This window comes from Nesterenkonia sp. K-15-9-6 (assembly GCF_052656005.1).
Genome location: NZ_JBQYEY010000012.1, coordinates 17,175 through 41,504 on the forward strand (window position 1 = coordinate 17,175; position 24,330 = coordinate 41,504).

Consider the following 24,330-nt stretch of genomic DNA (forward strand, 5'->3'; position numbering starts at 1 on the left):
CGTCACTCGTAGGTGTACCAGCCCTGTCCGCTCTTCCTGCCGTACCGTCCGGCCTCCACCAGCTCCGTGATGGCCGGGTGGGGCAGGCTCGCGGGGTCGCCGGTCTGCTCATACTCGGCGTTCCGGATCATGTGCACGACGTCGATTCCCACCAGATCCATCAGCTCGAAGGGCCCCATGGGGTGGCGCAGGGCCGTCCGAGCGGCGGCGTCGATGTCCTGGAAGTCGGCCACGCCCTGGTCCAGGAGGCTCAGCGCCTCCTGGCGGATGGCTTGGAGCAGCCGATTGGCCACGAACCCGGGGATCTCCTTCCGCAGCGTGACCAGGGTCTTGCCGAGGGCGCGGGTGAAGTCCGCCGCGCGTTCGAGCGTGGCTTCCGAGGTGCCGGGGTGCGGCACCAGCTCCACGCACTCCATGACCAGGGCCGGATTGAAGAAGTGCAGGTTGCACACCCGCTCCGGATGCCGCACCGCGTCCGCCAGGCGGGACGACACGATGTTGGACGAGTTGGTGGCCAAGATGGTGTCAGGACCGCAGACGGCGTCCAGCTCGCTGAAGATCCGGCGTTTCACACCGAGCTCCTCCACAGCGGCTTCGATGACGATGTCGCTGGCGGCCGCGACCGCGTCACGGTCGGTGGTCATGCTCAGGCGACCCCAGGCTGCGGCCACGTCCTCCGGAGTCCGCCTCCCCTTCTCCACATCCCTGTCCAGTCGGGAGCGCAGCTGGTCGCCCGCGGAGTCGAGCTGCTCCTGGCTGATGTCCACCAGGTGGGTGCGGAAGCCGGCGAGCGCGGACACGGCCGCGATCTGTGAGCCCATGGTGCCAGCGCCCACCACGGTGGCCGTGGAGATCGCTGACTCCCCCTGAGGCGTCGAGGGCTCGTGGGCGTGAGTGCTCATTCCTGGCCTCCTTCAGGGGCGCGATCGGATGCGGCGGGGCTTCCGGAGTCAGTGGGTCGGGACGGCTGCACCACCTGGTGCGCGCTGTAGTCGGGCGTCCGCTTCTCCAGAAAGGCGCCGGTGCCCTCTGCTCGCTCTCCGGTGCTGTAGAGCACCGACTGGGCCAGTCGTTCAAGGAGCATGCCGGTCGCGGCGTCGGCGTTCAGACCGTGACGGATGATCGTGGTGGCGAGCTGGACGGCGAGCGGCCCCCGGGCCATGATCTGGGCTGCGGTCCGTCGCGCCTCCTCGAGCAGGCCGTCCGGTTCCACGACGGCAGTAACCAGCCCCGCCTGCAGCGCCTCATCGGCGTCGAGACGGCGCCCGGTCAGGATCATCTCGGTGGCCCGCCCGGCACCGATCAGCCGGGCAAGACGCTGGGTGCCGCCGGCGGCGGGGATGATGCCCAACCCCGTCTCCGGCAGGGCGAAACGAGCGGCCGTGGAGGCGATCCGGATGTCGCAGGCCAGCGCCAGCTCGAGCCCGCCCCCGAAGGCATAGCCGTTGACGGCGGCGATCGTGGGCTTCTCCACGGCCTCTACGGCGGTGTAGAACCGCTGCATGGTGGCACGCAGCCCGTCCTCAGGCGTGCGCCGGGCGAGCTCGTTGATGTCGGCACCGGCGACGAAGGCCTTCTCCCCTGCCCCGGTGAACACGATGACCCGCACGGCGTCGTCCCACCGGAGCTCCTCCACCGCATCGGCCAGCTGCTGCAGGACACGGCTGTCCAGGGCGTTGCGGACCTCCGGACGGTCCACAGTGATCGTCCCGATGCCGTCGTCGACGTCCAGGATCAGGCTCCCGACCCTGCGGGTGGATTCGTGTGCATATGTGGTCATCGTCGATTGTGCCCCTTCACGTGTCGGGTCGGTCTCGGTGGTCGGTTGCAGTGTCATCGTGCTCCTTCCGCGGCGGCCTCGGCGGCCGCATCCTGGGGTGTGTCGTCCTCCTGACGGCCGCGTCCCGCCCAGGCCACGCCCACCACTCCCGCGACGACGGCCAGGCCGACCAACGCCCAGATGCTCCCGCTGAGGAAGAGAAGGAACCCGCCGGCTCCGAGCAGCACCCGCAGCGGCACGCTCACATGCGCTTCGACGCCGACCAGCCAGCCCCCGATCGCGCAGGCAAGGGCGTAGACCGCCACGAGGCCGGCCAGCAGCGCCAGCGCGACATCGCCGAACCCTGCCTGGGCCACGAGAGCCGGATTGAGCACGAACCCGAAGGGCACGACGTACTTCACGGCACCGAGCTTCATCGCGGAGATGCAGGTCGCCATCGGGCTGGATCGGGCGATCCCTGCGGCGGCGAACGCGGCCAGTCCGACCGGCGGAGTGATGTAGGAGACCGAGGCCCAGTAGATGACGAACAGGTGCGCCGCGATCGGATCCACTCCCAGCGCGGTGACGGCGGGGACCATGACGATGGCGAGGAAGACGTAGGCCGCGGAGATCGTCAGCCCCATGCCGAGGATGAAGCACACCAGGGCGCTGGCGATGAGGATCAGCAGCAGGTTGTCCCCGACGACGGCGACGAGGTCGCGGGACAGCGACAGCGCCACTCCGGTGGCGGAGAGTCCACCCAGGAACAGCCCCACCCCGGCGATGATCGCGATGATCTGCCCGAGGGTCCGGCCGACGTCGAGCACCATCGCGAGCCATTCCTGCGGACCGAAGCGCAGCCCCGGGGTGACCACAGCGATGGCCAGGAGCACGCCCACGACCCAGAACGGGACCTGGGACTCTGACCCTGAGGTGAACAGCAGGACGGTCAGCAGGGCGAGCGCCCCCAGGTAGGGCCATCCCGCCAGCAGCGAGGCGCCCAGCCGAGGAAGCCGTTCCCGCGGCGTGCCGGTAAGACCCTGCTGCGCGGCATAGCCGTCGATCTGCAGGAAGATGCCCAGGAAGTAGAGCACCGCGGGGATGGTGGCCGCGATGAGGACCTCGGTGTAGGGAACCCCGACGAAGGAGACCATGAGGAAGGCGGCCGTGCCCATGATCGGCGGCGTGATGGAGCCGCCCGATGAGGCCGTGGCCTCGATCCCTCCGGCCATGCGGGCGCTGAAACCGCTGCGTTTCATGGCAGGGATGGTCATGGGGCCGGTGGTGAGCACGTTGGAGACGGCCGAGCCGCTCATCATGCCCATGGCGGCAGAGCTCGCCACCGTGACCTTCGCCGAGCCCCCGCGGTATCGGCCGAACAACGCCATGGACAGGCCATGGAAGAACCCTGCGCCGCCGGTGTGCTGGAGGACGACGCCGAAGAGCAGGAAACCGACCAGGATGGACCCTGCCGTCTGCAGCGGCAGGCCCAGAATGCTCTCCGCCCCCATCACGTGGATCTGCGCGATCGTCGGAAGGTCGTAGGAGATCCCCTGCAGCAGACCCATCGGTATGACGTCGGCGACCATCGGATACAGCGAGAAGGCCAGGGCCAGCACCGCCACGATCCATCCCGCGGCCCGTCGAAGGGCCTCCAAGACGATGCCCCACAGGACGAAGCTGAGCACCGTGGCAGTGGTCGGCGCGACGAACTCCCAGCCATACTCCTGGATGTCCACGCCGTGGTAGGCGAACCACAGGCAGCACGCGAGGAAGACCGCCAGCACCAGCACGTCGTACCAGGGGACGCCCGGGGCGGCGTCCTCGCCCGCGGTCGGGGCGGACCGTGCACCGCGGGCCGGCCACATGATGAACACGATCGGGATGAAGCAGGCGATCAGCAGATAGAGGAAGGCGTTGGTCAGCACGGCCAGGCCTCCGATGTTCCAGAAGAACACCTGATTCATGGTCAGCAGGATCCCGGCCAGGGTGAGCCCGGTGACGACCACGGTCCACGGGAGGGTCAGACGAGGGTTCCTCCGGACGGCGTCGAGGACGCGGCGCGTCTCCGTGGACTCCTCCCCCTCGGACATCGCGGGCATCCCGGGGGCCTCAGGTTGCTCCCGCCGGGTCGTCGCTGCGCTGCGGCGCTCAGGACTGATGGAGGTCATGCGTCAGCTCCGTCGTCGGTGGAATCGATGGAGGGCAGGCTCGGCAGATTCTCCCGCTTCCAGTCCTTCCAGCGGCGGGCGACGCCGTCGTCGTCGCCATGGCGCTCCCAGAATCCCGGCCAGGCCTCGGCCAGGAGTCCCTCACGATCCAGCAGGGCCTGCTGACGGGCCTCGTGCCCTTCCGTCCACCGTCCGATGGAGCGGAAGTACTCGACGGACCCGGAGTGGAAGGGGACCACCATCGGCTCCAGAAGGACCTTGTCGGGCCCGAAGTTCTGCGCGTCCGGTGTGGCATCCCGGAAATGCTCGAAGTGCTCGTCGATCCCGAGCACCAACTCGGAGACCTCGTCCGCGGGCCGTTCGGCCACAGTGGTCAGCGGGATGGAGTACTCCATGTTGACGGCGGTCTCGCCGTCGTCCATCCCGGCACCGGTGAACTCACCGGGCCGGACCATGGGTGCCAGCTCCTCCCAGGTCTCATAGCGAGTCGGGTCATCGCCGCCGAGGTCGAGCCAACGGACCTCATGCTGAGAGGCCAGCTCCTCGATGTTCGAGCCGACCACGTTCTGATAGAGCGCGTCGAGGTGGCCGGTGCGCAGTGCGTCGATCTGCTCTCCGTAGGTCAGGTCCACCGGGACCACGTCCTCGCCGGTGAGGCCACCGTAGTTGAGGATCGCCTCGAGCTTGCGATTCATCGAGGTGCTGGCCACCAGGCGCGGGTACCGCTTGCCTTCGAGGTCGGCGACGGTCTCGATTCCGCTGTCCGCCAGCACCAGGACGCCGTAGTTGCCGGGAGGAGCCCAGACCTGCCGGATGGGCTGCGGTCCCCACTGCTCGGAGGCGAACTCGTCGTCGCCTTCGAAGCCGTAGTAGTACTCGTCTCCGGCGCGGGCGTAGTGGGCCGTTCCGTTGATCATGGGGGCCAGTCGCCCGATCCCCGTATCTGAGGTCATGAGGCGGACCTGGACCCCCATGCGCCCCGTGAGAGTGTTGGCGACGGCGGCGAGATCGTTGTACGTCCCGGTGCCGACGCCGTAGGTGGACCAGACCAGCTGCCGGGGCAGGCCGGAGGCCTGGGCAGGGGCCGGGCTGCATCCGGTGAGGCCGGCCAGCGCGGCCAGCCCGGTCCCGGACGCGGCTGCCAGGAACGTGCGACGAGTCAACCTCGGGGACATGTGACCTCCAGGTGGGGAGCGCGATGCGAGACGTCCGGCCGACTCCTCAGGCCGCATCGAGCCTGTCGGGCCGGCGTACCTGAGAATCGTCTGCGGACGGAACGAGGACGTCGCCTCGCGGTCGGAGCAGTACCTCCATTCATACCCGCAGAGTGTGATCCGCAACACTCCACGGGGGCTTTATTCCTCTTTTCGCATGAATCACGAGCGACAGACGCAACGCCTGCCGAGTCCCGCACCAGATCAGGAGAGTCCGGGCCACCACGTGGTGCGCGGGGACCTCACGGGCGTCGCACCCTCGCCCGGAGCCTGGTCACCGCGTTGCCAAACGGGGCCGACCCTGGTTACGTGTTGCTCGTCACGCGGATGCGAAGGCCACAACTCTCACCCGTGACGCGGAGTAAGGAGTCCTCATGTTCAATCTGGCGATGGCCGTCTCACACACCGCCCAGACGCGTCCCCATCGGCTGGCAGTGGTCTCCGCCGAAGAGTCGTGGACGTTCGCCGAGCTGGAGGACCACATCCGTCGCGCCGCAGGAGGTCTCCGGAATGCCGGGCTCATGCCGGGCGACACCGTCGCACTGAGCCTGCCGACGTCGCCCGAGTTCGTCGTCTCCTACTACGCCGTACTGAGAGCCGGTCTCACCGTCGCCCCGATGGCCCCGTACTCGTCAGCCCGGGAGGTGCGACACGCACTGGGCACGTGCGGCGCCCGGGCGCTCGTCACCCTGGACGGCAGCCGGCCAGAGGGCAGCGATGACCTCACCGTGCTGAGTCTCTCGGGCCTCGTCGAGCACAGCGCTGACGACGGCGCCGAGTCATTGACGGCACGATCACCTGAGGACGTCGCCGCCGTCATCTTCACCTCCGGGACCACCGGAGCCGCGAAGGCCGCGCAGCTGACCCACTGGAACCTCTGGATGAGCTGCACCGCCCTGCTCTCTCGTTCCCAACCCACGGCCGACGACGTGGTCCTGGCCTCCCTGCCCCTCCACCACGTCTTCGGCATGTCCGGACTGATGAACGCCGCCATGACCTGGGGGATGACGCTGGTGCTCCAGTCCCGCTTCGAGGCGGCCGAGGCCCTGGATCTCATCGAGGAGCACCGGGTAACCCGCTTCTCCGGGGTGCCCACCATGTTCCTGGACATGATCCGACAAGGCGTCGGAGAACGTGATCTCTCCAGCCTGCGTCACGTCACTTCCGGCGGCTCGGCACTGCCTCCCGGCGTGCTGGAGGACTTCGAGAACTTGATTCCCAGTGCGACCCTGCTGGAGGGCTATGGGTCCTCCGAGACGACGTCGTCGGTATGCGTGAACTCGAGCAGAGCACGACGACGCCCCGGTTCAGTCGGCACACCGTCCTGGGGCACGCAGATGCGTGTCGTGTCCGATGACGGAACTCCGCTCCCTCCTGGACCGGAGCATGTGGGTGAGCTCCAGATCTGCGGTCCCACGGTCTTCGCCGGATACGCCGGAGATCCCGACGCCACCTCCGCGGCATTCGACGGCGACTGGCTCCGCACCGGGGATCTCGCCTGGATCACCCCGGACGGCTACGTCCACCTGGTCGATCGTCGGTCGAACATGATCATCCGCGGCGGCCGCAACGTCTATCCGGCCGAGGTGGAACACGTGCTGACGTCCCATCCGGACGTCGCGGAGGCCGTGGTCCTGGGGCAGCCCCATGAGAGGCTCGGACAGGAGATCGCCGCCCTGGTGGTTCCACGTCGCCCCACGGCGGAGCTGAGCACACCGGACCGGACCCAGCTGCTGGAGACCCTCGATCAGCATGCACGCCAGGAGCTCGCCCCGTACAAACGCCCCCGGCAGACCCACCTGATCGACTCTCTGCCGCGGACCGCCGCGGGGAAGATCATTCGACCTGCAGCCCGCAGCCTGCTGGCGGAGCGGACCGTCGACCCCGCGTGACTCACCGCCCAGTCCCACCCATCCCCGACCACCCGCACCCGCCCCATGACGAAGGAGTCTTGATGACCACCACCCCCGCCCTCCACCGCACCGACCTGATGGGCATCGAGACCCAGCTCTCCGCCGAGGAGATCGCCACCCGGGACCGGGTTGCGGAGTTCGTGGACCGGAGGATCCGTCCGCACATCGCCCGGTGGTACGACGAGGCGGTCCTGCCCACGGAGCTGTTCGGGGAGATGGCGGAGCTGGGGTTGTTCGGCATGCACCTGAGCGGCTACGGCTGCGCGGGCCGCAGCGCCACTGAGTACGGGCTGGCCATGCAGGAGCTGGAGGCCGGGGACTCGGGGATCCGCACGGTGGTCTCGGTGCAGGGCTCGCTGGCGATGTCGGCCATCCACAAGCACGGCTCCGAGGCGCAGAAGCAGCAGTGGCTGCCCGGCATGGCCGCCGGGGACACCATCGGATGCTTCGGACTGACCGAGCCGACCGCCGGCTCAGACCCGGGCGGCATGTCCACCCGGGCCCGCCGTGAGGGTGACGAATGGGTGCTCGACGGGGCGAAGCGCTGGATCGGCCTGGCCACGATCGCGGATGTGGCGATCATCTGGGCCAAGGTCGCGGCCGGGGAGTCCGAGGCCGCCGTCGATGGCGAGCACCGTACCCGCCCCGACGACGCGGGCGAGGTGGTGCGCGGCTTCATCGTGCCGACCGACACCCTCGGGTTCCGGGCCGAGGCCATCGAACGGAAGCTCTCCATGCGCGCCTCCCTGCAGTGCGACATCGTCCTGGACGGCGTCCGGCTGCCAGCCGATGCGATCCTGCCGAAGCACCCGGGCCTGCGTGGCCCCTTCTCCTGCCTCTCGGAGGCCCGCTACGGCATCGCTTGGGGTGCCATGGGCGCGGCCCGAGACGCCTTGGAAGCCGCCCTGGACTACGCGGCGGAGCGCCAGCAGTTCGGCCGCCCGCTCTCCGGCTACCAGCTGACCCAGAAGAAGCTCACCGACATGGCCCTGGAACTCACCAAGGGCCAGCTGCTGGCCCTGCAGCTGGGCCGGGCGAAGGACGCCGGCACCCTGGAGAACCACATGATCTCCGTGGGCAAGCTGAACAACTGCCGGACCGCCATCGAGATCTGCCGAGAGGCCCGCACCATCCTGGGCGGCAACGGCATCACCGCCGAGCACTCCCCGCTGCGACACGCCAACAACCTGGAGTCGGTCCGCACCTATGAGGGCACTGACGAGGTCCACACCCTGATCATCGGTCAGCGGCTCACCGGGGAGGCCGCTTTCCGCTGATCATCTGAGGTTGACGGCCTCCGCGATGGAGGGCTCAGCCACGGCATCCGTCACGGGAGACTCGCCCTGAGGAGCAGGGCCGCCCGGGCGGGAAGCCCTGCTCCTCGCGTGCCCCCAGGCTCCGCGATGCCTCGTTGAGACGCCCCTCATCCGTGGGGCTCCCGAGATCGCGCCCATGACCCCGGCAGTCCATGAGGAACACCCCGCACCCCTCCTGCTGCAGATGCCCGGCCAGGCCGTTGGGGGTCCGTAGAGTGAGGTCCTGACCGTCCACCAGCGCCTCTCGGCCGGGGCCCCTGAGGCACTCGGGCAGCAGATCCTAGACCGCTGGAGTCTCCACACCGGCAGCAGCACCAGCGCTGCCGGCAGCATCCGCCTCGGCCTCAAGCACCCCGGCGCGCGACGTGAGATTCTGCCCGGGGAGACCAGCGACACCGTCCGCCGTCCGAGGCGCGTCAGTCCATGAGACCGCTCAGCCGCGGCACCGTCAGTGAGAGCTCAGGGACGAACACCACCAGCAGCAGCGCCACCAGGATCGCCAGGAGGAACGGCCAGAGCTTCCCGATCACCGGCTCGATGCGGAGCCGCGCCACCCGCGCCCCGACGAATAGCACGTTGCCGATCGGGGGCGTGATCACACCGAGCGACAGGTTCATCACGACCATAGTTCCGAAGTGCACCGGGTCGATGCCGAACTCTAGGGCGATGGGCAGGAAGATCGGCACGAAGATCAGGATCGCCGGAGTGGGATCCATGAATGTCCCGATCGCGATGAGCACCGCCATCATCAGCAGCAGCACCACGATCTCGCTCTCGGTCAGACCGAGGACCAGGTCCGAGATCAACGGGGGGATCCTCGCGAAGGACAGCACGAAGGACAGCACTGTGGAGACGCCCACCAGCAGCATCACGATGGCCGTCGTGCGGCCTGCGTCGACGAGGATCTGCGGCAGATCCTGCACTCGGATGGTTCGGTAGAAGGCGGAGAGCACCAAGCAGTAGACCACAGCGATCGCCGCGGACTCCGTGGCGGTGAAGTATCCGGCGATGATGCCGCCGACCACGATCACGATCATCAGCAGCGAGGGGAATGCCCTCCACAGCACCCTCAGTGCCTGCACGAAGCTCACCCGCTCCGGGGTGCGCAGTCGCCCGGGCTGGCGCAGGGCGTAGACGAGCACCACCACCATGCAGGCCAGCACCCAGAGGATTCCCGGGACCACGCCGGCCATGAAGAGTGCTGCGATGGAGGTCCCGGAGACCAGCGCATAGACGATGAACGTGTTCGACGGCGGCAGCAGCATCCCTGCCGGGGCCGAGGCGATGTTCACTGAGGCGCTGAAGCGGCGGTCGTAGCCCTCCTGGGTCATCCTCGGGTTCATCACCGTCCCGACCGCCGCCGCCGAGGCGACCGCCGCGCCGGAGACGGAGCCGAAGAGGCCGTTGGCCACGACATTGGTCTGCGCCATGGAGGCCGGCATCCGACCGGTGACCACCTTGGCAGCATCGACCAGTCGCCCGGCGATCCCGCCGTTGTTCATGAGCACCCCGGCCAGCACGAACAGGGGGATGGCCAACAGCGGGAAGGAGTTGATCCCGGTGAACATCTGCTGAGCGCTGATCAGCGCGGCCTCCTGCAGCCCGAGCAGCGGGATGGCGGCGAGGAACGAGACGGCGCCGATGACCACCGCGATCGGCACGGAGAAGGCCATGCCGATGATGATCCCGACCAGCAGGATGAGTCCGGTCAGCGTCGCAGGCTCCATCACTTCCCCTTCCGTGGGTCATCCGTACTGGGCAGGATCGTGCTGCGGTCGGTGTACTTCGTCACCTGGACCTGCGGGTCGTCCTCGTCGCTGGTGTCGGGATACGGAGGTTCAGCCTCACGCACCAGCGCCTGGATGTAGTACAGCGCGTAGAAGGTGATCAGCACCCCGGTCACCGGGAGCGCCAGATACATCTGCCCCACGGTGAACGGCAACGCACTCAGCTCCTGGTTCCAGGCGTTCTGCGACGCCCGCCATCCTCCCCAGATCAGCACGACGAGAGAGAAGGTGAGCACCACCACCTGGACCAGCACGGAGAGCAGTCGCTCGGCTCCGCTGGGGAGCTTCCGCGCCAGGAACTCCACGGCGATGTGGCCACGCTCCCCGAAGACGAACGCCGAGGCGAAGAGCCCCAACCACACGAACGTCAGCCGAGCCCCCTCTTCAGTCCAGGTGGCCGGACTCCCGGCGACCTGCCGGCTGAAGACCTGCCACACCACCACCAGGACCAGCAGCGCGAAGAGCACCACGGTGATCCAGTAGAGGCCTCTGTCCAAGGACTTCTTCAGAATGTCCACGTCACACCTCCGACCATCACCGGCACGGGCAGCACAGCAGGATCACTCAGCCGCATCCCGTGCGGCGTCATGGAGCTCCTGCTGGGAGTCGGTGGTGATGAACTCCTCGACCATCGCCGTGAGCTCGTCGTCGAAGGCCTCGTCATCGACCTCTGAGAACTCGGCGCCGCCAGCCTCGGCTCCTGCGATGGCCTCCTCGGTGGCCTCGGCCCAGAGCTCGGTGTGCTCCTGGTGGGCGGCGGCCCAGCCCTCGTCGAAGGTCGCACGGTCCTCCTCGCTCATCGAGTCCAGGACGTCGGAGTTGATGATCAGGTAGTCCAGACCCACCAAGTGGTTCGTGTAGGACCAGTAGGGCGCCACCTCGTAGTGTCCTTGCGTGTAGTAGGAGACTTCGTTGTTCTCGGCAGCGTCCACCACACCGGACTGCAGCCCGGTGTACAGCTCTCCATAGGCCATCGGCGTCGCGGACCCGCCCAGCGCCTCAGCCATGGCGATGTTGATCGGGGACTCCTGGATGCGCAGGTTCTGTCCGCTGAGGTCCTCCGGAGTCTCGATCGGCCCGTCCGTGGTGTAGACGCTTCGGGCCCCCTGAGTGAAGCCTCCGAGCACGGTGAAGCTGTGGGAGTCCTCGAGCGAGGCATAGAGGTCGCCGGTGATCTCCGGGTCGTGGATGACGTCCATCTGATGGTCGACGTCGTCGAAGACCCGCGGCAGGTTGAACACCATGAAGTCGTCGTTGAGGTTCTCCAGCTGGGCGCCGGAGACGATGGCCATGTCCACGCTTCCATCGCTGACCAGCTGCAGAGCCTCGGCCTGCGCGCCGAGCGTCTCATTGGGGTAGACGTCGATCTCCCACCCCTCCGTGTTCTCTGCGAGATGGTCGTTGAAGTTCTCCAGCGCGATGTACGACGGGTGATCCTCAGACTGGTTCAGCGCCAGCCGCAGCGTCTGGCCGGCGTCGGCACCATCTGCCGCCTCACCGCCGCAGGCGCTCAGCAGCAGGGTCACTGTGGCCACGCTGGAGATGATGATCGGGGTTCTGGTGCTGTTCATCGAAATCAGTCCATCCTTCATCGGTGCGTCCACGACGTCCTCGTCGCCGCCGTGGGGTGATCCGGCCGCTCAGAACAGGAACAGCCTCAGACCTGCATTGTCGTCAGACCGCAGAAAGGCAGGGAAGTTGTTGCCACGAGTTGCCAGACTACGTGGCCCAGGACACATCCCTGGCCCCGGCGCTGAACCCCTCGCTCCGCACTGCAGCCTGGGGAGCGGCAACTCATGGCAACTTGTTGCCGGTCGGCGTCGCACGCCGTGATCCTGATCACTCCACACCGAATGGAGGATCACTCAATGACGACGTCTCACCCGCCACGGCGACGCACCCTGCGTCGTGGTCTTCTCCCTGTCCCGCTCGGCCTGACCCTGGTCGCCACGTCCTGCGCCACTCCCACAGAGAGCGCATCCGAAGAGCCGCCGGAGCTCGACTCCCGGGTCGCCGAGATCATCGAGGTCGACGGAGAGAGCTTCCGCGACCTGAACGACAACGGTGAACTGGATCCCTATGAGGACTGGCGCCTGCCCACCTCGGAGCGCGTCACGGATCTGGTGGGCCGGATGACCCTGGAGGAGAAGGCCGGCCTGATGCTCATCGACACGCTCAATGCAGAGTGCCTGGACGAGGAGCGCGGCGCGGTGCCGGAGCATGCCGAGGACTACATCGACACCGAGCACATGCACCGATTCGTCTTCCGCAACGAGGTCACCCATGAGGACGACGCCGAATGCGGGGATCCCGACGGCGGCTTCCGGGCGAGCACCAGCGTGACCCCGGCGGAGGCGGCGGAGTTCACGAACGCCGTGCAGGAGCTGAGCGAAGCCACCCGATTGGGCATCCCGGCGCTGTTCAAGTCCAATGCGCGCAACCACATCGACCCGGACGCCCGTGCCGGGATCAACGAATCGGCGGGAGCCTTCAGCGCGTTCCCCAAGGAGGCGGGCATCGCCGCGGCGGCACTCGGAGCTGAGGCGGAGGCCACTGGGGAAGCGCCGACCACCGGCGACATGAGTGTGGTGGAGGACTTCGCGCAGGTCATGGGTCAGGAGTGGGAATCCATCGGACTGCGTGGAATGTACGGCTACATGGCCGACCTCGCCACCGAGCCGCGCTGGTACCGGACTCATGAGACGTTCACGGAGGATGCGGCGCTGGCCGCAGACATCATGGAGACCCTGGTCGGCACCCTGCAGGGCCCTGTCGACCAGGACGGCGTCTCCCTGTCCCCCGACACAGCAGTGGCACTGACGCTGAAGCACTTCCCGGGCGGCGGGCCTCAGGAGCTGGGGCTGGACCCGCATTACGCCTTCGGGAAATCACAGGTCTACCCCACCGACGCCTTCGGGGAGCACCTGCTGCCCTTCGAGGCCGCCATCGATGCAGGAGTCTCCTCCATCATGCCGTACTACGGCATCCCGATGGATGTGACCCATGACGAACAGCAGTACGACGAGACCGGCTTCGCCTTCTCCGATGAGATCATCGACGGGCTGCTGCGCGAGAACCTCGACTTCGGCGGGTACGTCAACTCCGACACCGGCATCATCAACGACCGGGCCTGGGGACTGGAGGAGGCCTCCGTGCCTGAGCGGGTCGCGGCCTCGATCAACGCCGGGACGGACACCCTCTCCGGGTTCAACGAGGTCGACGTCATCCTTGATCTCGTCGATGACGGCCTCGTCACCGAGGAGCGGGTGGACGAGGCGGCAGAGCGGCTGCTGACACCGATGTTCCAGATGGGGCTCTTCGAGAACCCCTACGCTGACCCCGAGGCTGCCACAGCCACCATCGGCGCCCAGGAGAACCGGGAGCTCGGCCTGGACCTGCAGCGGCAGTCGCTGACTCTGCTGCAGAACGAGGACGTCGACGGCGAGCCCACCCTGCCCCTGGAGACCGATTCGGAGGTCTACATCCTGGGTGACTTCACCGAGGAGACGGTCGCCGAGTACGGCTTCGACGTCGTCGACGGCAACGTCGACGAGGACCAGGAACGCCCCAGCGCCGAAGGGAGCGACCACGTGCTGATCTCCATAACGGCACGCAATGTCTCTGACGAGTATGTCAGCGACGATGAGGAGTTCGGCCTCGATCTGGAACACACCAACCCGATCACCATCGACGGCCTGGAGGGCCTCGACGGGTGGAGCCCCTACGGAGCCGCGGACGCGTGCGTGGCCTATCGCGCCGAAGACTGCACCGATGACGGCCTGATCTTCGGAGGCTCATATCCGTGGGAGTCCTCCATCCTGGACTTCACCGGGATGGAAGAGGCCGAGTCCTGGGAGGTCGTCCCGTCCCTGGAGACGATCCAGGAGGTCATGGACGAGGTGGACGACCCCAGCAAGGTCGTTCTGCACGTCTACTTCCGCCAGCCCTACGTCCTGGACGAGGACAGCGGCCTGCTCGATGCCGGTGCGATCGTCGCCGGGTTCGGCATGAGCGACACGGCCCTGATGGATGTGCTCTCCGGTGAGCATGCGCCGCAGGGCAGGCTGCCTTTCGCCCTGCCCTCCACCCGTCAGGCGGTCATCGATCAGAACAGCGACGCCCCTGGATATGCCGACACCGAGGACGGCGCCCTGTTCGAGTTCGGCCACGGCCTCACCTACGAAGAGGGCAGGTAGATCCCGCGGCGACTCGCCACGAGCTCGACGGCGGCACCTTGAGGGTCTTCCTTGAGTTGCCGCCGTCCGGTGCTCTGAGTACTCTCACGCACATGGCGGATGATGCGAAGCGGGTGAGGCCTCCGACCATCTATGACGTCGCCGAACGTGCAGGGGTCGCCCCCTCGACGGTCTCCCGGGCGCTGGCTCGGCCCGGTCGCGTGAGCACCCAGACGGCGGACAAGGTTCGTCGCGCCGCCGAAGCGCTGGGCTACGGCAGACGCCCGCCCTCCCCCGGGCTGACCGCCCTGCCGACACGTTTGCTGGCCATTGTGGTCGCAGACATCGCCAATCCGGTGTTCCACGACGTCATCCGCGGCGCCGAGGCGGCTGCCGAGGAGGCGGGATACACCGTGATCCTGTTCGACGCCCAGGAGTCGGACGAGAGAGAGCGCCGCGCCGCCGAGCAGTTCCTGCCCGCTGTCGACGGTCTGGTGCTGACCAGCCCACGGCTCTCGGATGCCGGGATACACGCAATCGCCAAGCAGCGCCCGCTGATCACCTTGAACCGCCAGGTGCGGGGCCTGCCCAGCGTGCTCACTGACAGCGCGCGCGGGACGCGCAGGGCCGCTGAGCACCTCGGCGCCCACGGGCACGACTCGTTGGCCTACGTGGCCGGCCCTGAAGCGTCATGGACGGACGGCATGCGCTGGCGGGGAGCCCAGGAGGCCGGGATCGACCTGGACATCCGCACTCGCCGCATCGGGCCCGGCGTCCCCACTGTGGCCGGAGGCGAACAGGCCGCGAGAGCATGGGCGGAGGCTCCCACCACAGGCGTGATCTGCTACAACGACATCATGGCGGTGGGTTTCATCCGCCGCCTGCAGGCGACAGGTCTGGACGTGCCGACCGATGTCAGCGTCATCGGTTTCGACAACAGCCGCATCGGGCTGCTCACCACCCCGGCCCTGACGTCAGTGGCGTCCCCCTTGCAGCACCAGGGAGAGATGGCGGTGAAGAACCTGATCGCGATCATCAACGGGGCGATCTCCTCGGAGGAACCCGTTCTGCTGCCCACGAAACTCGTAGAGCGCTCCTCCAGCGGGCCGGCATCGGGCCGCCCGCCGTCGGCCTGAGGGACGATTCAGGCGGCAGAGCCCGTCAGCCAGCTCCGGGCCTGGTCCACCACAGCGGCCACCGGAGTCGAGATGTCGACCATCCGTCCTGATTCGTCGGGCTGGAGCATCTCCAGCGTGGCGAGCTGGGAGTCCAGCAGGCTCGCCGGCATGAAGTGTCCAGGCCTCGCCTCCAGACGCTGGGCGAGCAGCTCCCGGCTCCCATGCAGGTGCAGGAACGTCACCTCCGGCGACGCCTCACGGATGATCTCCCGGTAGCTGTGCTTCAACGCCGAACAGCCGATCACCAGGGCTCCGCCGTCGTCGGCGGCGTCGGCCAGCAGCTCTCCGATCTGTCGAAGCCAGGGTTCGCGGTCTGCGTCCTCCAGGGGAACCCCCGAACGCATCTTCGCGATGTTGGATTCGGGATGCAGGACGTCGCCGTCGAGGAACCTGCCGTCGAGCTGCGCGGCGAGCAGCTCCCCCACCGTGGTCTTGCCGCAGCCAGAGACCCCCATGACCACCACACGGTGCGGCCCACCGCTGGAGACGCGCGAGGAGTCTCCCTGAGGCGGCCGCGCGGGAGTCTGCGGGATGCTCGCGCTCACCAGTCGTGGACCGTCCCGTCAGCCAGACGGTTGTACGGCAGGTACGCCTGCTGGTATGGGTGCTTCTCCGCAGCCTCGACGTTGAACTCGACGCCGAGCCCCGGGGCCTGCCCCGGGTGCAGATAGCCGTCGGTGAAGGTCATGGACTGCTCGAAGACCTCGTTGGTCGCCGGGGAGTGCGGCATGTACTCCTGCAGCCCGTAGTTGTGGATGGCGAGCCCGACGTGCAGCTGGGCGGCGAATCCGATGGGTGAGATGTCGGTGGGCCCGTGGAAGCCGGACTTGATCTGATACTGCGCCGCGTAGTCCATCACCTTCTTCAACGGCGAGATGCCGCCGAAGTGCGTGGAGGCGGCCCGCACGTAGTCGATGAGCTGCTCGCTGATCAGTGCCTGGAAGTCCCAGACGGTGTTGAAGATCTCACCGATGGCCAGCGGGGTGGTGGTGTGCTGACGGACCAGGCGCAGGGCGTCCTGGTTCTCCGCAGGAGTGCAGTCCTCCAGCCAGAACAGATCGTAGGGCTCCAATGCCTTGCCGAGCTTGGCCGCCTGGATGGGGGTCATCCGGTGGTGTCCGTCATGGAGCAGCGGAAGCTCAGGGCCGAACTCGTTGCGGACAGCTTCGAACACTGTGGGCAGGTGGCGCAGGTAGGCCCGGGTGTCCCAGTCCTCCTCCTGCGGGAAGGCGCCGCGTCCGGCGGGTTCGTAGTCGTAACGCTCCCCGGAGCTCTGCACCTGGGCGGCCACGCCGTAGACGGCCTTGAGCCCCGGCACTGCGGTCTGGATGCGGATGGACCGATAGCCCAGCTCCAGGTGCTCCCGGACCGAGTCGAACAGCTCGGGGATGTCGGTCCCTGAGGCATGGCCGTAGGCGCGCAGCCCTGTCCGTGAGGCGCCGCCGAGCAGCTGGTAGACGGGCATGCCGGCCGCCTTCCCCTTGATGTCCCACAGGGCCATGTCGACAGCCGCGATCGCCGCCATCGTGACCGGTCCACGGCGCCAGTAGGAGGACCGGTACAGGAACTGCCAGGTGTCCTCGATCCGGTGCGGGTCCCGGCCGATCAGGAGCTGGGTCACGTGCTCGCGCAGATACGCGGCCACTGCGAGCTCTCGGCCGTTCAGCGTGGCGTCGCCGATCCCGACCAGACCTTCGTCGGTCTCCACACGGAGCGTGACGAAGTTGCGGGACGGACTGGTGACGAAGACTTCGGCCTTCGTGATCTTCATACGATGTCCTCTCAGTGGGGCGGAGCTGCGCTCCGCCGGGGGTGACTTCAGTCGGTGAAGGTGCCGCGCAGTCCCTGGACCGCGGTGACGACCTCGGTCTCCTCAGCCAGCACAGGGTCGATGACGGCGAGCAGGGCAGAAGTCTGCGCGTCGTCGACGGCCTCAGCGTCGTCGGCCTCAGCGATGACGGCGCGGAGGCGCTCAGCAGCCGAGTCGTGGAGCTCCCGGCCTGTCTCAAACTGTGCGCAGATCTGGTCCATCCAGGCCGCGATGGCTCGCAGCGCAGCGGTGCCGGGACGTCCGGCCCTCCGTTCGGCCTGGAGGATCGGCACCGCTCGGGCTGCCAGCTTGAGCGATCCGTCGGCTCCGATCTGAGCCAGATGGTGTGCGATCCTGGGGTTCTCGAACCGGGCGCGCAACGCGGCCCGGTACTCGGGGATGCCCAGCGCAGGGTCCTGGAGATGGGCTCCGGCGGCGTCCCAGAGCTCCTCGACCCAGTCGGAGACGGCAGAGTCGCCCAGAGCCTCGGAGACGGTGGAGTGACCACGCAGCTGTCCCGCGTAGGCCATTAGCGAGTGAGCACCGTTGAGCATCCACAGTTTGCGGCGCTCGAAGGGTTCCACGTCCTCGACGAACACGGCCCCGGCATCTTCCCAGCACGGTCGACCGGCGGGGAACCGGCCGCTGAGCACCCAGGAGGTGAAGGGCTCGGTGACCACTGGAGTCTGGTCCGTCCGACCCGTGGCGGCCGCGACGGCGGCGCGATCCTCCTCAGCGGTCCGCGGCGTGATGCGGTCGATGGAGGAGTCGACGAACGAGATCTGCTCTGCGATCCATGCGGCGAGGTCCTCGTCGACCAGCCGCGCCGTCCCCAGGACGGCCGCCCGTGCCGCTGCCCCGTTGCCGGGCAGGTTGTCGCAGGAGACCACGGCCAGCGGACCTGAGCCGGCGGCGCGACGCGCCGCCAGCCCCACCACCATGCGTGCGGCGGCGCTGCGGACGCCGTCTCCGGTCAGACCGGCGTCTCCGAGGGTGAAGGCGCCTCCGGTCCGGTGGGTGCGCAGCGCCGCGACGTCCGCAGCGACGACCTCATCGGCAGTGTCGAGCTGGAGGCCCTCCGGCCCAGGGGTGAGGTGATATCCGGCCTCGGTGATGGTCAGCGTGATCAGCGCAGTCTCGGCCCGAGAGATCAGACCGCTCAGGGCCTCCACGTCCGCCCCGTCATGAGCTTCGGCGATGGAGGTCACCACGTCGAACTCATCGCCCAGCGGGCCGCGGGTGACCAATGTGTACAGGCCGTCCTGGGCGGTGAGGTGGTCTGCCGCCGTCCGGGTGCGTCCGGTGAAGGCGGCGATGCCCCACTCCCCCCGCGGATCCGCCAGTGCCGTGTACCAGGCCTGATGGGCCCGGTGAAAGGCGCCGAGACCGATGTGCACGATGCGCACGCGCGGAGCTGGTGCCGTCTGGTGATCGGTGCGGTTCAGGAGAGAGAGAGTGTCCCCTGTCGTATTCGATGCGTCGTTCACAGCTTGAAGGCCCTCCTGGGTGAGGTGTCGACCAGCTCGACGATCGCCTGATGAGCACGAGCTTCGGTGATGCGGTGCTCTGCCACCAGTCTGGCCAGGAATGAGGCCTCCACCCTGCGTGAGGCGTCATGACGAGCCGGGATCGAGCAGAAGGCACGGGTGTCATCGATGAAGCCCGAGGAGCGGGTGAACCCGGTGGTCTCGGTGACCGCGGCACGGAAGCGCAGCATCGCGTCCGGTGCGTCAAGGAACCACCACGGGGCACCGACGAACACCGAGGGGTAGAAGCCCGCCAGAGGGGCGATCTCGCGAGAGTAGACCGACTCATCGATGGTGAAGGGAATGAGATGGAAACCCTCCACGGTGCCGAAGTCCTCAAGCACCGGACGCAGTCCGCTCGAGTAGTCCACGGCGAAGGGGATGTCATGTCCGGTGTCCGGGCCGAAGCGTTCAAGAGTCGGTGTGTGGGTGTTGCGGTGCACACCAGGATGGACCGTCATGACCAGTCCGTCCTCGGCCGACATCTGCGCCATCTGATACATCATGTGCGCTTCGAAGGCGCGGGCCTCCTCCAGCGTGGCCGTGCCGGTCATGCCCTTCTCAAACAGAGCCTCGGCCTCGGACTTGTCCATCCGCAGAGTGCGTGGGGTGTGGGCCCCGTGGTCGGCGGAGACCGCCCCGTGGTCGATGAAGTACCCGCGACGGGCCTGGAGGGCGCGCAGATACCCGGCGTATCCGGAGACTCCGCCTCCGACCGTCTCCACCAGGGCTTCGACGACCTGACGGAACTCGGGACCGAACTTCAGGTATCGGTCAGGACGGAACGTCGGCAGGACCCGACCGGTGAAGGTGGGATCCTCAGCCAGCCGACGGTGGGCCTCCAGATCGTCCAGCGGATCGTCGGTGGTGGCCAGGACTTCGATGCCGAACTGGTCGAACAGCGCCCGCGGCCGAAAGTCCGGTGCTGCGATGCGCTCGGAGATCGCGTCATAGAGCTCGTCGGCACGGTCCTCGGTGATGGTCGAATCGTCGATGCCGAAGACCCCGGTGAACTCCTGCCGCAGCCAGTACCCGGATGCGGTGCCGTCGAAATCCGCCCAGTGCGCGCAGAAGATGCGCCACGCCTCCCGCGGGGAGACCTCGGCGCTCCCGCCGACCCGCAGCTGCTCCAGCGGCACGCCGTTGGCGTGGATCAGTCGGGTGACGTAGTGATCGGGGCTGATCAGCAGCGCTGTGGGGTCCGGAAAGGGAGTGTCGTCGGCCAGCATGGCGGCGTCCACGTGTCCATGCGGGGAGACGATCGGCAGGGCCTCCACCTCGGCGTGGAGGTCTCTGGCGATCTCACGCACCCTCGGGTCGGCCGGCAACAGACGATCCGCGTGATCAGCAATCTCAGTCGGCATGGGCACTATGCTTGGCCCGCGCAGACCCCCCGGGCAATCTCTTGCCAGAAGTTGCCACCATCGGTGGGCGGCCGCGCTCGCCACTGCCGAGCACTCCCCGTTGCGGCACGCGAACGACCTGGAATCGGTCAGCGCCTCACCGGGGAGGCCGCCTTCCGCTGAAGGGCGCCCGAGCTCACCCCGCTCTGAAGGCTCGGCACAGCGCCGCCACCGCGGCCCGCACGCCCGTCTCCAAGGTGGTCTCCTCCTCCGGGGCGAAGTGCGGCGAATGGTTCATCGGCACGTGCTCCCCTGCCAGGGTCTGCGCATCATGTCCTCCGAAGTACCAGTACACGCCGGGGACGCCGGCGGAGGCCGGCAGCGTGCCGAAGTCCTCCGAGCCCATGAGCGGCTCGCTCTCCATCACCTGGTCCGGGCCGAGCTCGGCGCCCAGGGCCTCGACGATCGAAGCCGTCCAGTCGGGGTCGTTGGTGAGCAGCGGGAATGTGTAGAGCTCTTCGATGACCGGCGCCGGGGCGGCGGACGCCTCCGCCTCGGCCAGGATGACGCGCCGCACCGCGGTGAGGACGCGCCGGCGGGTCTGCTCGTCCAGACTGCGGATGTTCAGCGTGATCTCCGCCTGCTCCGGGATGATGTTCTCCTTGAGCCCCGCGTGGAAGGTCCCCACCGTCACCACTGCGGAGCGCCGGGCGTCGAGCTCGCGGGAGACCACCGTCTGGAGTCGCGTGACGATGTGGGCACCCAGGACCACGGGGTCGATCGCATCCTGAGGCTGTGAACCGTGGGACTGGCGCCCGCGGAGGGTCACTCGCCACGAGTCCGCGAGCGCCATGGCGTTCCCCGTGATGTGCCGGATCTCTCCGGCCGGAATCGGCATGACATGCTGCCCCAGGATGACATCGGGCCGGGGCGCCCGCTCCCAGAGGCCGTCCTCGACCATGGCCCGCGCGCCGGCGGCGGTCTCCTCGCCCGGCTGGAAGAGGACGAGCAGGGTGCCTGACCATCCGTCCTGCTGGGCGACCAGGTGGCGGACGGCCCCCAGCAGGCACGCGGTGTGGACGTCATGGCCGCACCCGTGCATGACCGGCACCTCGGTCCCGTCCGGCAGCGTGCCCCGCGCGCCGCTCGCGTAGGGCAGCCCGGTCTCCTCCTCGATCGGGAGCCCGTCGGTGTCCGCACGGAAGGCCACCGTGGGGCCCTCCCCGTTGCGCAGCACCCCGACGACCCCGGTCCCGCCGCAGCGGAAGGTCTCGAGACCGGCAGCCTCCAGTGCGCGGGTGAGGTACTCGGCGGTGTGATGCTCCTGCATCGAGAGCTCGGGGTGGCGGTGCAGGTGCCGGTAGTCCTGTCTCAGTCGCCCCCTGGGCTCGTCGTCGAGGTGGATTCGTCCGGGTGCCGTCGTCGTGACGGGTGCATGCATCGTGGTTCCTCTCCGGTCGGTCACTGGTCACTTCCCCTGGGGCTGCCCGCTCGCTGCGGTCTCAGCGCGGCCCTCCGCTACGCGCGGTCGCAGGAACCAGGTCAGCAGGATCGTGGTGAGCACACAGATTCCGGTGGCGACGAATGCCAGGCCGGGCATCAGCGGCACCAGCCCCAGCTGCACGAGGACCGCGACCGCGAAGGCGATGACCACAGGGCGCAGTCGTCGCACTGTGATGATCGCCTGTACGGCGACGGCGCCGAAGACGGCCGGCACGACGTAGGTGCGCACCACCTCGAGCACCGTCTCCGGGGTGATGGACAGCAGCCAGGTGCCCATCAGTCCCACGAAGATCACCAGCGAGACGATGTGCACCACCGCGGCCCCGCATATCGCCATGGATGCCGCCAGGCTGCCCCGGTCGGTCCCAGGCTGAGCACCCACGTTCTGCTGGGCGACCACAGCTGAGGGGAGGAGCTTGTTGGAGATGTTGCCGATCATGAAGGCCTGATACATGGCGGCAGGGCCCAGGATCGGGTATTAGGTCACCGGCTCGACGAGCCAGATGATGAAGAACGTGCCGGCCACGGCCGCGAAGGCCGTCAGCAGGGCTGAGGCGGTGACGCCCAGGTCCGCGAAGAGGACCAGGTAGAGCGGCCCGGAGAGAGAGACCATCAGCCCGATGATCATGGTGAGGCGGCCAGCACGTGTCGTCGTCGCTGTGAACTGCGCCATCGAGCGCGGGGGATTCCCTAGGGTGGAGGTGCTCATGGGTGTCCTTCCGTGTCAGCTGATGCCCAGTCCGAGGCCGGCCTGGTCTGCGACATATGCCGCCGCGAGGCCCGACAGGATGGAGAGGCCCAGCCCCCACTCCCGGATCCAGGGCAGCGAGAGACGCGACGCCGCATAGGCGGCGAGCCCCATGGAGGCGCCCCCGACGACCAACGCGGTCGTATGCGCCGCGCTGATGCGGACCTCCGCGATCCCCAGGGAGAGGAACGCTGCGACCAGCGCCGCTCCCGGCACCACGGTCAGCACCAGCGGGTTCAACCGTGCGATCCGCTTCTCACTGCGCTGCAGGACCGGAGTGAGCAGCAGGGTGGCGAGCATCCACATGGCGCCGCCGGCGCTCATGGCGAAGAAGGCGACGGCGAACGCCGTCTGCGTGTAGCCGGGGCCGCCCAGCTCAGCCCCGGCGGCACCGGCGGCGATCGACGCTGCGCCGGTCTCATAGGCCACCGAGCCGATGAGACCGATCCTGACCAGGACACCAGGGGTGCCGAAGAGCGCGAGCAGCGAGAGGGCGACGATCACCACGGCTACGGAGGGGCCCAGTGCCGCGACCGCTCCTGACCGGAAGGAGACCCGTAGGTCGTGCCGATCCATGCCGACTCCGGGTCCGGCACGCCGGGCGGCCTTCATATAGATGGCGGTCTGGACGATGATGACCAGGAAGACGCCGAGGGCGCTGACCCACAGCAGCGGCATGTTCGCCACAGCCAGCACATCGGTCGACGTCTCAGGCGAGGCGGCGGGTGATGTCATGGACGAGATGCCTCCGTCGTCGAGGGGTGTTCCGCGGACGACTCCACCTTGACTGTGACGCCCGACACTTTCACCAGATTTCCGAGAAAAATCCAAAGATCCCGTCGGATGATGGACATATGACCGTTCTTGCTGAGGAAGACCTGCGATTGATCCATGCACTCCAGGTCTCCCCCCGCGCCTCCTGGACACATCTCGGGACCGTGCTCGCCCGCCATCCCTCGACGCTCGCCGCACGGTTCGAGAACCTCCGCCGGTCCGGCGCCGCCTGGGTCACGGCACACCCACGAGGCACCCCGGACGAGATGACCCTGACCCTCCACAGCGTCATCTGCGATCCGGCCTCCCGAAGGTCCGTCACCGCAGCCCTGTGCGCACTCCCCGAGGTCTACTCGGTGGAGGAGTCCCCCAGCGGACGGGACCTGCTGCTCACCGTGATCGTCCCCCACCCCGGCGACCTGCGAGAACGGGTATTCCCCCTCTTCGACGCCATACCAGGCCTGCTCCGCTGGCAGACGTTCCACTGCACCGCACTGCACAGGGGTGCGGACGACTGGGACCTCGGGGCCCTTTCCCCTGACCAGATCCGTCAGCTGAGGGCACGACCCGCCCATCCGCAGACCCCCCGCTCCCTGCGCTCCTTCGGGCCGATCGTCCGGATCCTCGCCGAGGACGGGAGAGCCTCGTCCCGGACCGTCGCCGCACGGACCGGCCTCGCACCCACCACCGCACGCCGTCGCCTGCACCAGGTGCTGGCCAGCGGGCGAGTCTCCCTGCGCTGCGACGTCGCCCAGGGACTGCTGGGCTACCCTCTCGTCTGCCAATGGTTCGCGCGCCTCCCGACGACGCTGCACCCCCGAGCCGCTGCGCTGCTTGCCCAGATGGGAGCCCTGCGGCTGTGCACCTCCACGACAGGCACGACGAACTTCCTGTTCATGATGTGGCTTCGATCAGCCGCGGAGATCACCGAGATCGAACAGCAGATCGAGGAAGCCCTGCCGAGCCTGCAGCTGGCAGAGAGCGTCGTGCTGACCCACATCCCCAAGCGCGTCGGCTGGGCCCTCGACGAGCAGGGTCGTGCCGGACAGCTGCTCACCAAGCCGGCGGACTACTGGTGAGCTGCAGCGGAGCCAGAATCCCCCATGACTCGCG

General features: G+C 68.0%; 20 protein-coding genes. 5 read left to right on the forward strand and 15 right to left on the reverse strand.

Going from position 1 to position 24,330, the window contains the following annotated elements:
* Positions 1-2: 2 nt before the first annotated feature.
* The 4 genes from SD455_RS09005 to SD455_RS09020 are packed head-to-tail and all read right to left on the reverse strand — an operon-like array spanning position 3 to position 5,105.
* The gene (locus SD455_RS09005) at positions 3-902 is read right to left on the reverse strand and encodes a 3-hydroxyacyl-CoA dehydrogenase family protein (protein ID WP_445507880.1); all 900 of its coding nucleotides are present in this window, start codon (positions 900-902) and stop codon (positions 3-5) included.
* Entirely contained in the window at positions 899-1,780 is an 882-nt protein-coding gene (locus SD455_RS09010) for an enoyl-CoA hydratase/isomerase family protein (protein ID WP_083277654.1), read from the reverse strand. The genes SD455_RS09005 and SD455_RS09010 overlap by 4 nt, the downstream gene beginning before the upstream one ends.
* Positions 1,781-1,833: 53 nt before the next feature.
* Entirely contained in the window at positions 1,834-3,930 is a 2,097-nt protein-coding gene (locus tag SD455_RS09015) for a TRAP transporter fused permease subunit (RefSeq protein ID WP_083277648.1), read from the reverse strand.
* Positions 3,927-5,105: a TAXI family TRAP transporter solute-binding subunit gene (locus tag SD455_RS09020; RefSeq protein ID WP_070161295.1), complete on the reverse strand. Its 1,179-nt coding sequence runs from the start codon at positions 5,103-5,105 to the stop codon at positions 3,927-3,929. The genes SD455_RS09015 and SD455_RS09020 overlap by 4 nt, the downstream gene beginning before the upstream one ends.
* 413 nt (positions 5,106-5,518) lie before the next feature.
* Here SD455_RS09020 and SD455_RS09025 point away from each other — a divergent pair, with 413 nt between their 5' ends.
* On the forward strand, positions 5,519-7,036 hold the full coding sequence (locus SD455_RS09025; protein ID WP_445507881.1) for a class I adenylate-forming enzyme family protein: 1,518 nt from the start codon (positions 5,519-5,521) through the stop codon (positions 7,034-7,036).
* Positions 7,037-7,098: 62 nt separating this feature from the next.
* Positions 7,099-8,334, forward strand: coding sequence for an acyl-CoA dehydrogenase family protein (locus tag SD455_RS09030; protein WP_445507882.1), 1,236 nt, complete (start codon positions 7,099-7,101; stop codon positions 8,332-8,334).
* 455 nt (positions 8,335-8,789) lie between these two features.
* Here the strand turns inward: SD455_RS09030 and SD455_RS09035 are convergent, their stop codons facing one another.
* The 3 genes from SD455_RS09035 to SD455_RS09045 are packed head-to-tail and all read right to left on the reverse strand — an operon-like array spanning position 8,790 to position 11,731.
* Positions 8,790-10,100 carry a TRAP transporter large permease gene (locus SD455_RS09035; protein WP_201791077.1) on the reverse strand — a complete coding sequence of 437 codons (1,311 nt, stop codon included), beginning with the start codon at positions 10,098-10,100 and terminating at the stop codon, positions 8,790-8,792.
* Complete coding sequence (locus SD455_RS09040) at positions 10,100-10,678, reverse strand: TRAP transporter small permease (RefSeq protein WP_070161301.1); 579 nt, start codon at positions 10,676-10,678, stop codon at positions 10,100-10,102. Before SD455_RS09040 ends, SD455_RS09035 begins: the two co-directional genes overlap by 1 nt.
* Before the next feature lie 42 nt (positions 10,679-10,720).
* The gene (locus SD455_RS09045; RefSeq protein WP_070161362.1) at positions 10,721-11,731 is read right to left on the reverse strand and encodes a TRAP transporter substrate-binding protein; all 1,011 of its coding nucleotides are present in this window, start codon (positions 11,729-11,731) and stop codon (positions 10,721-10,723) included.
* A gap of 297 nt (positions 11,732-12,028) precedes the next feature.
* Here SD455_RS09045 and SD455_RS09050 point away from each other — a divergent pair, with 297 nt between their 5' ends.
* Together SD455_RS09050 and SD455_RS09055 are read left to right on the forward strand one after the other, a co-directional pair.
* Complete coding sequence (locus SD455_RS09050; RefSeq protein WP_085437256.1) at positions 12,029-14,356, forward strand: glycoside hydrolase family 3 protein; 2,328 nt, start codon at positions 12,029-12,031, stop codon at positions 14,354-14,356.
* Positions 14,357-14,448: 92 nt separating this feature from the next.
* Positions 14,449-15,471 (forward strand): LacI family DNA-binding transcriptional regulator, encoded by a 1,023-nt coding sequence (locus SD455_RS09055; protein ID WP_070161303.1) that lies wholly within the window; start codon positions 14,449-14,451, stop codon positions 15,469-15,471.
* Positions 15,472-15,479: 8 nt separating this feature from the next.
* Here SD455_RS09055 and SD455_RS09060 read toward each other — a convergent pair whose 3' ends face one another.
* The 8 genes from SD455_RS09060 to SD455_RS09095 all read right to left on the reverse strand — a co-directional run bounded on the left by SD455_RS09060 (position 15,480) and on the right by SD455_RS09095 (position 23,178).
* Positions 15,480-16,058 carry a gluconokinase gene (locus SD455_RS09060; RefSeq protein WP_445507883.1) on the reverse strand — a complete coding sequence of 193 codons (579 nt, stop codon included), beginning with the start codon at positions 16,056-16,058 and terminating at the stop codon, positions 15,480-15,482.
* Positions 16,055-17,284: a D-mannonate dehydratase ManD gene (manD, locus tag SD455_RS09065; RefSeq protein WP_070161305.1), complete on the reverse strand. Its 1,230-nt coding sequence runs from the start codon at positions 17,282-17,284 to the stop codon at positions 16,055-16,057. The genes SD455_RS09060 and manD overlap by 4 nt, the downstream gene beginning before the upstream one ends.
* Positions 17,285-17,331: 47 nt before the next feature.
* Positions 17,332-18,729 (reverse strand): mannitol dehydrogenase family protein, encoded by a 1,398-nt coding sequence (locus tag SD455_RS09070; RefSeq protein WP_445507884.1) that lies wholly within the window; start codon positions 18,727-18,729, stop codon positions 17,332-17,334.
* Between the two features lie 77 nt (positions 18,730-18,806).
* On the reverse strand, positions 18,807-20,213 hold the full coding sequence (gene uxaC / locus SD455_RS09075) for a glucuronate isomerase (protein WP_070161309.1): 1,407 nt from the start codon (positions 20,211-20,213) through the stop codon (positions 18,807-18,809).
* 175 nt (positions 20,214-20,388) lie between these two features.
* Positions 20,389-21,633 (reverse strand): amidohydrolase, encoded by a 1,245-nt coding sequence (locus SD455_RS09080; RefSeq protein ID WP_083277649.1) that lies wholly within the window; start codon positions 21,631-21,633, stop codon positions 20,389-20,391.
* 27 nt (positions 21,634-21,660) lie between these two features.
* Positions 21,661-22,149, reverse strand: a complete 489-nt coding sequence (locus SD455_RS09085; protein ID WP_336581971.1) for a hypothetical protein — start codon at positions 22,147-22,149, stop codon at positions 21,661-21,663.
* A gap of 24 nt (positions 22,150-22,173) precedes the next feature.
* Entirely contained in the window at positions 22,174-22,404 is a 231-nt protein-coding gene (locus tag SD455_RS09090) for a hypothetical protein (RefSeq protein WP_336581973.1), read from the reverse strand.
* 15 nt (positions 22,405-22,419) lie between these two features.
* Positions 22,420-23,178 carry a DUF5058 family protein gene (locus SD455_RS09095; protein ID WP_070161311.1) on the reverse strand — a complete coding sequence of 253 codons (759 nt, stop codon included), beginning with the start codon at positions 23,176-23,178 and terminating at the stop codon, positions 22,420-22,422.
* 119 nt (positions 23,179-23,297) lie between these two features.
* On the opposite strand from SD455_RS09095, the gene SD455_RS09100 reads away from it, so the two are divergent.
* Positions 23,298-24,296: an Lrp/AsnC family transcriptional regulator gene (locus SD455_RS09100; protein ID WP_445507885.1), complete on the forward strand. Its 999-nt coding sequence runs from the start codon at positions 23,298-23,300 to the stop codon at positions 24,294-24,296.
* Positions 24,297-24,330 lie beyond the last annotated feature (34 nt).

Excerpts from the sequence above, each read along its gene's own strand:
- SD455_RS09055 (WP_070161303.1), top strand. The coding sequence starts at position 14,449 with ATGGCGGATGATGCGAAGCGGGTGAGGCCTCCGACCATCTATGACGTC.
- SD455_RS09095 (WP_070161311.1), bottom strand. The coding sequence starts at position 23,178 with ATGACATCACCCGCCGCCTCGCCTGAGACGTCGACCGATGTGCTGGCT.
- uxaC (WP_070161309.1), bottom strand. The coding sequence starts at position 20,213 with ATGCCGACTGAGATTGCTGATCACGCGGATCGTCTGTTGCCGGCCGAC.
- SD455_RS09035 (WP_201791077.1), bottom strand. The coding sequence starts at position 10,100 with ATGGAGCCTGCGACGCTGACCGGACTCATCCTGCTGGTCGGGATCATC.
- SD455_RS09090 (WP_336581973.1), bottom strand. The coding sequence starts at position 22,404 with ATGAGCACCTCCACCCTAGGGAATCCCCCGCGCTCGATGGCGCAGTTC.
- SD455_RS09050 (WP_085437256.1), top strand. The coding sequence starts at position 12,029 with ATGACGACGTCTCACCCGCCACGGCGACGCACCCTGCGTCGTGGTCTT.
- SD455_RS09080 (WP_083277649.1), bottom strand. The coding sequence starts at position 21,633 with ATGCATGCACCCGTCACGACGACGGCACCCGGACGAATCCACCTCGAC.
- SD455_RS09015 (WP_083277648.1), bottom strand. The coding sequence starts at position 3,930 with ATGACCTCCATCAGTCCTGAGCGCCGCAGCGCAGCGACGACCCGGCGG.
- SD455_RS09030 (WP_445507882.1), top strand. The coding sequence starts at position 7,099 with ATGACCACCACCCCCGCCCTCCACCGCACCGACCTGATGGGCATCGAG.
- SD455_RS09020 (WP_070161295.1), bottom strand. The coding sequence starts at position 5,105 with ATGTCCCCGAGGTTGACTCGTCGCACGTTCCTGGCAGCCGCGTCCGGG.
- SD455_RS09005 (WP_445507880.1), bottom strand. The coding sequence starts at position 902 with ATGAGCACTCACGCCCACGAGCCCTCGACGCCTCAGGGGGAGTCAGCG.
- SD455_RS09025 (WP_445507881.1), top strand. The coding sequence starts at position 5,519 with ATGTTCAATCTGGCGATGGCCGTCTCACACACCGCCCAGACGCGTCCC.
- SD455_RS09085 (WP_336581971.1), bottom strand. The coding sequence starts at position 22,149 with ATGTATCAGGCCTTCATGATCGGCAACATCTCCAACAAGCTCCTCCCC.
- manD (WP_070161305.1), bottom strand. The coding sequence starts at position 17,284 with ATGAAGATCACGAAGGCCGAAGTCTTCGTCACCAGTCCGTCCCGCAAC.
- SD455_RS09100 (WP_445507885.1), top strand. The coding sequence starts at position 23,298 with ATGACCGTTCTTGCTGAGGAAGACCTGCGATTGATCCATGCACTCCAG.
- SD455_RS09045 (WP_070161362.1), bottom strand. The coding sequence starts at position 11,731 with ATGAACAGCACCAGAACCCCGATCATCATCTCCAGCGTGGCCACAGTG.
- SD455_RS09010 (WP_083277654.1), bottom strand. The coding sequence starts at position 1,780 with ATGACCACATATGCACACGAATCCACCCGCAGGGTCGGGAGCCTGATC.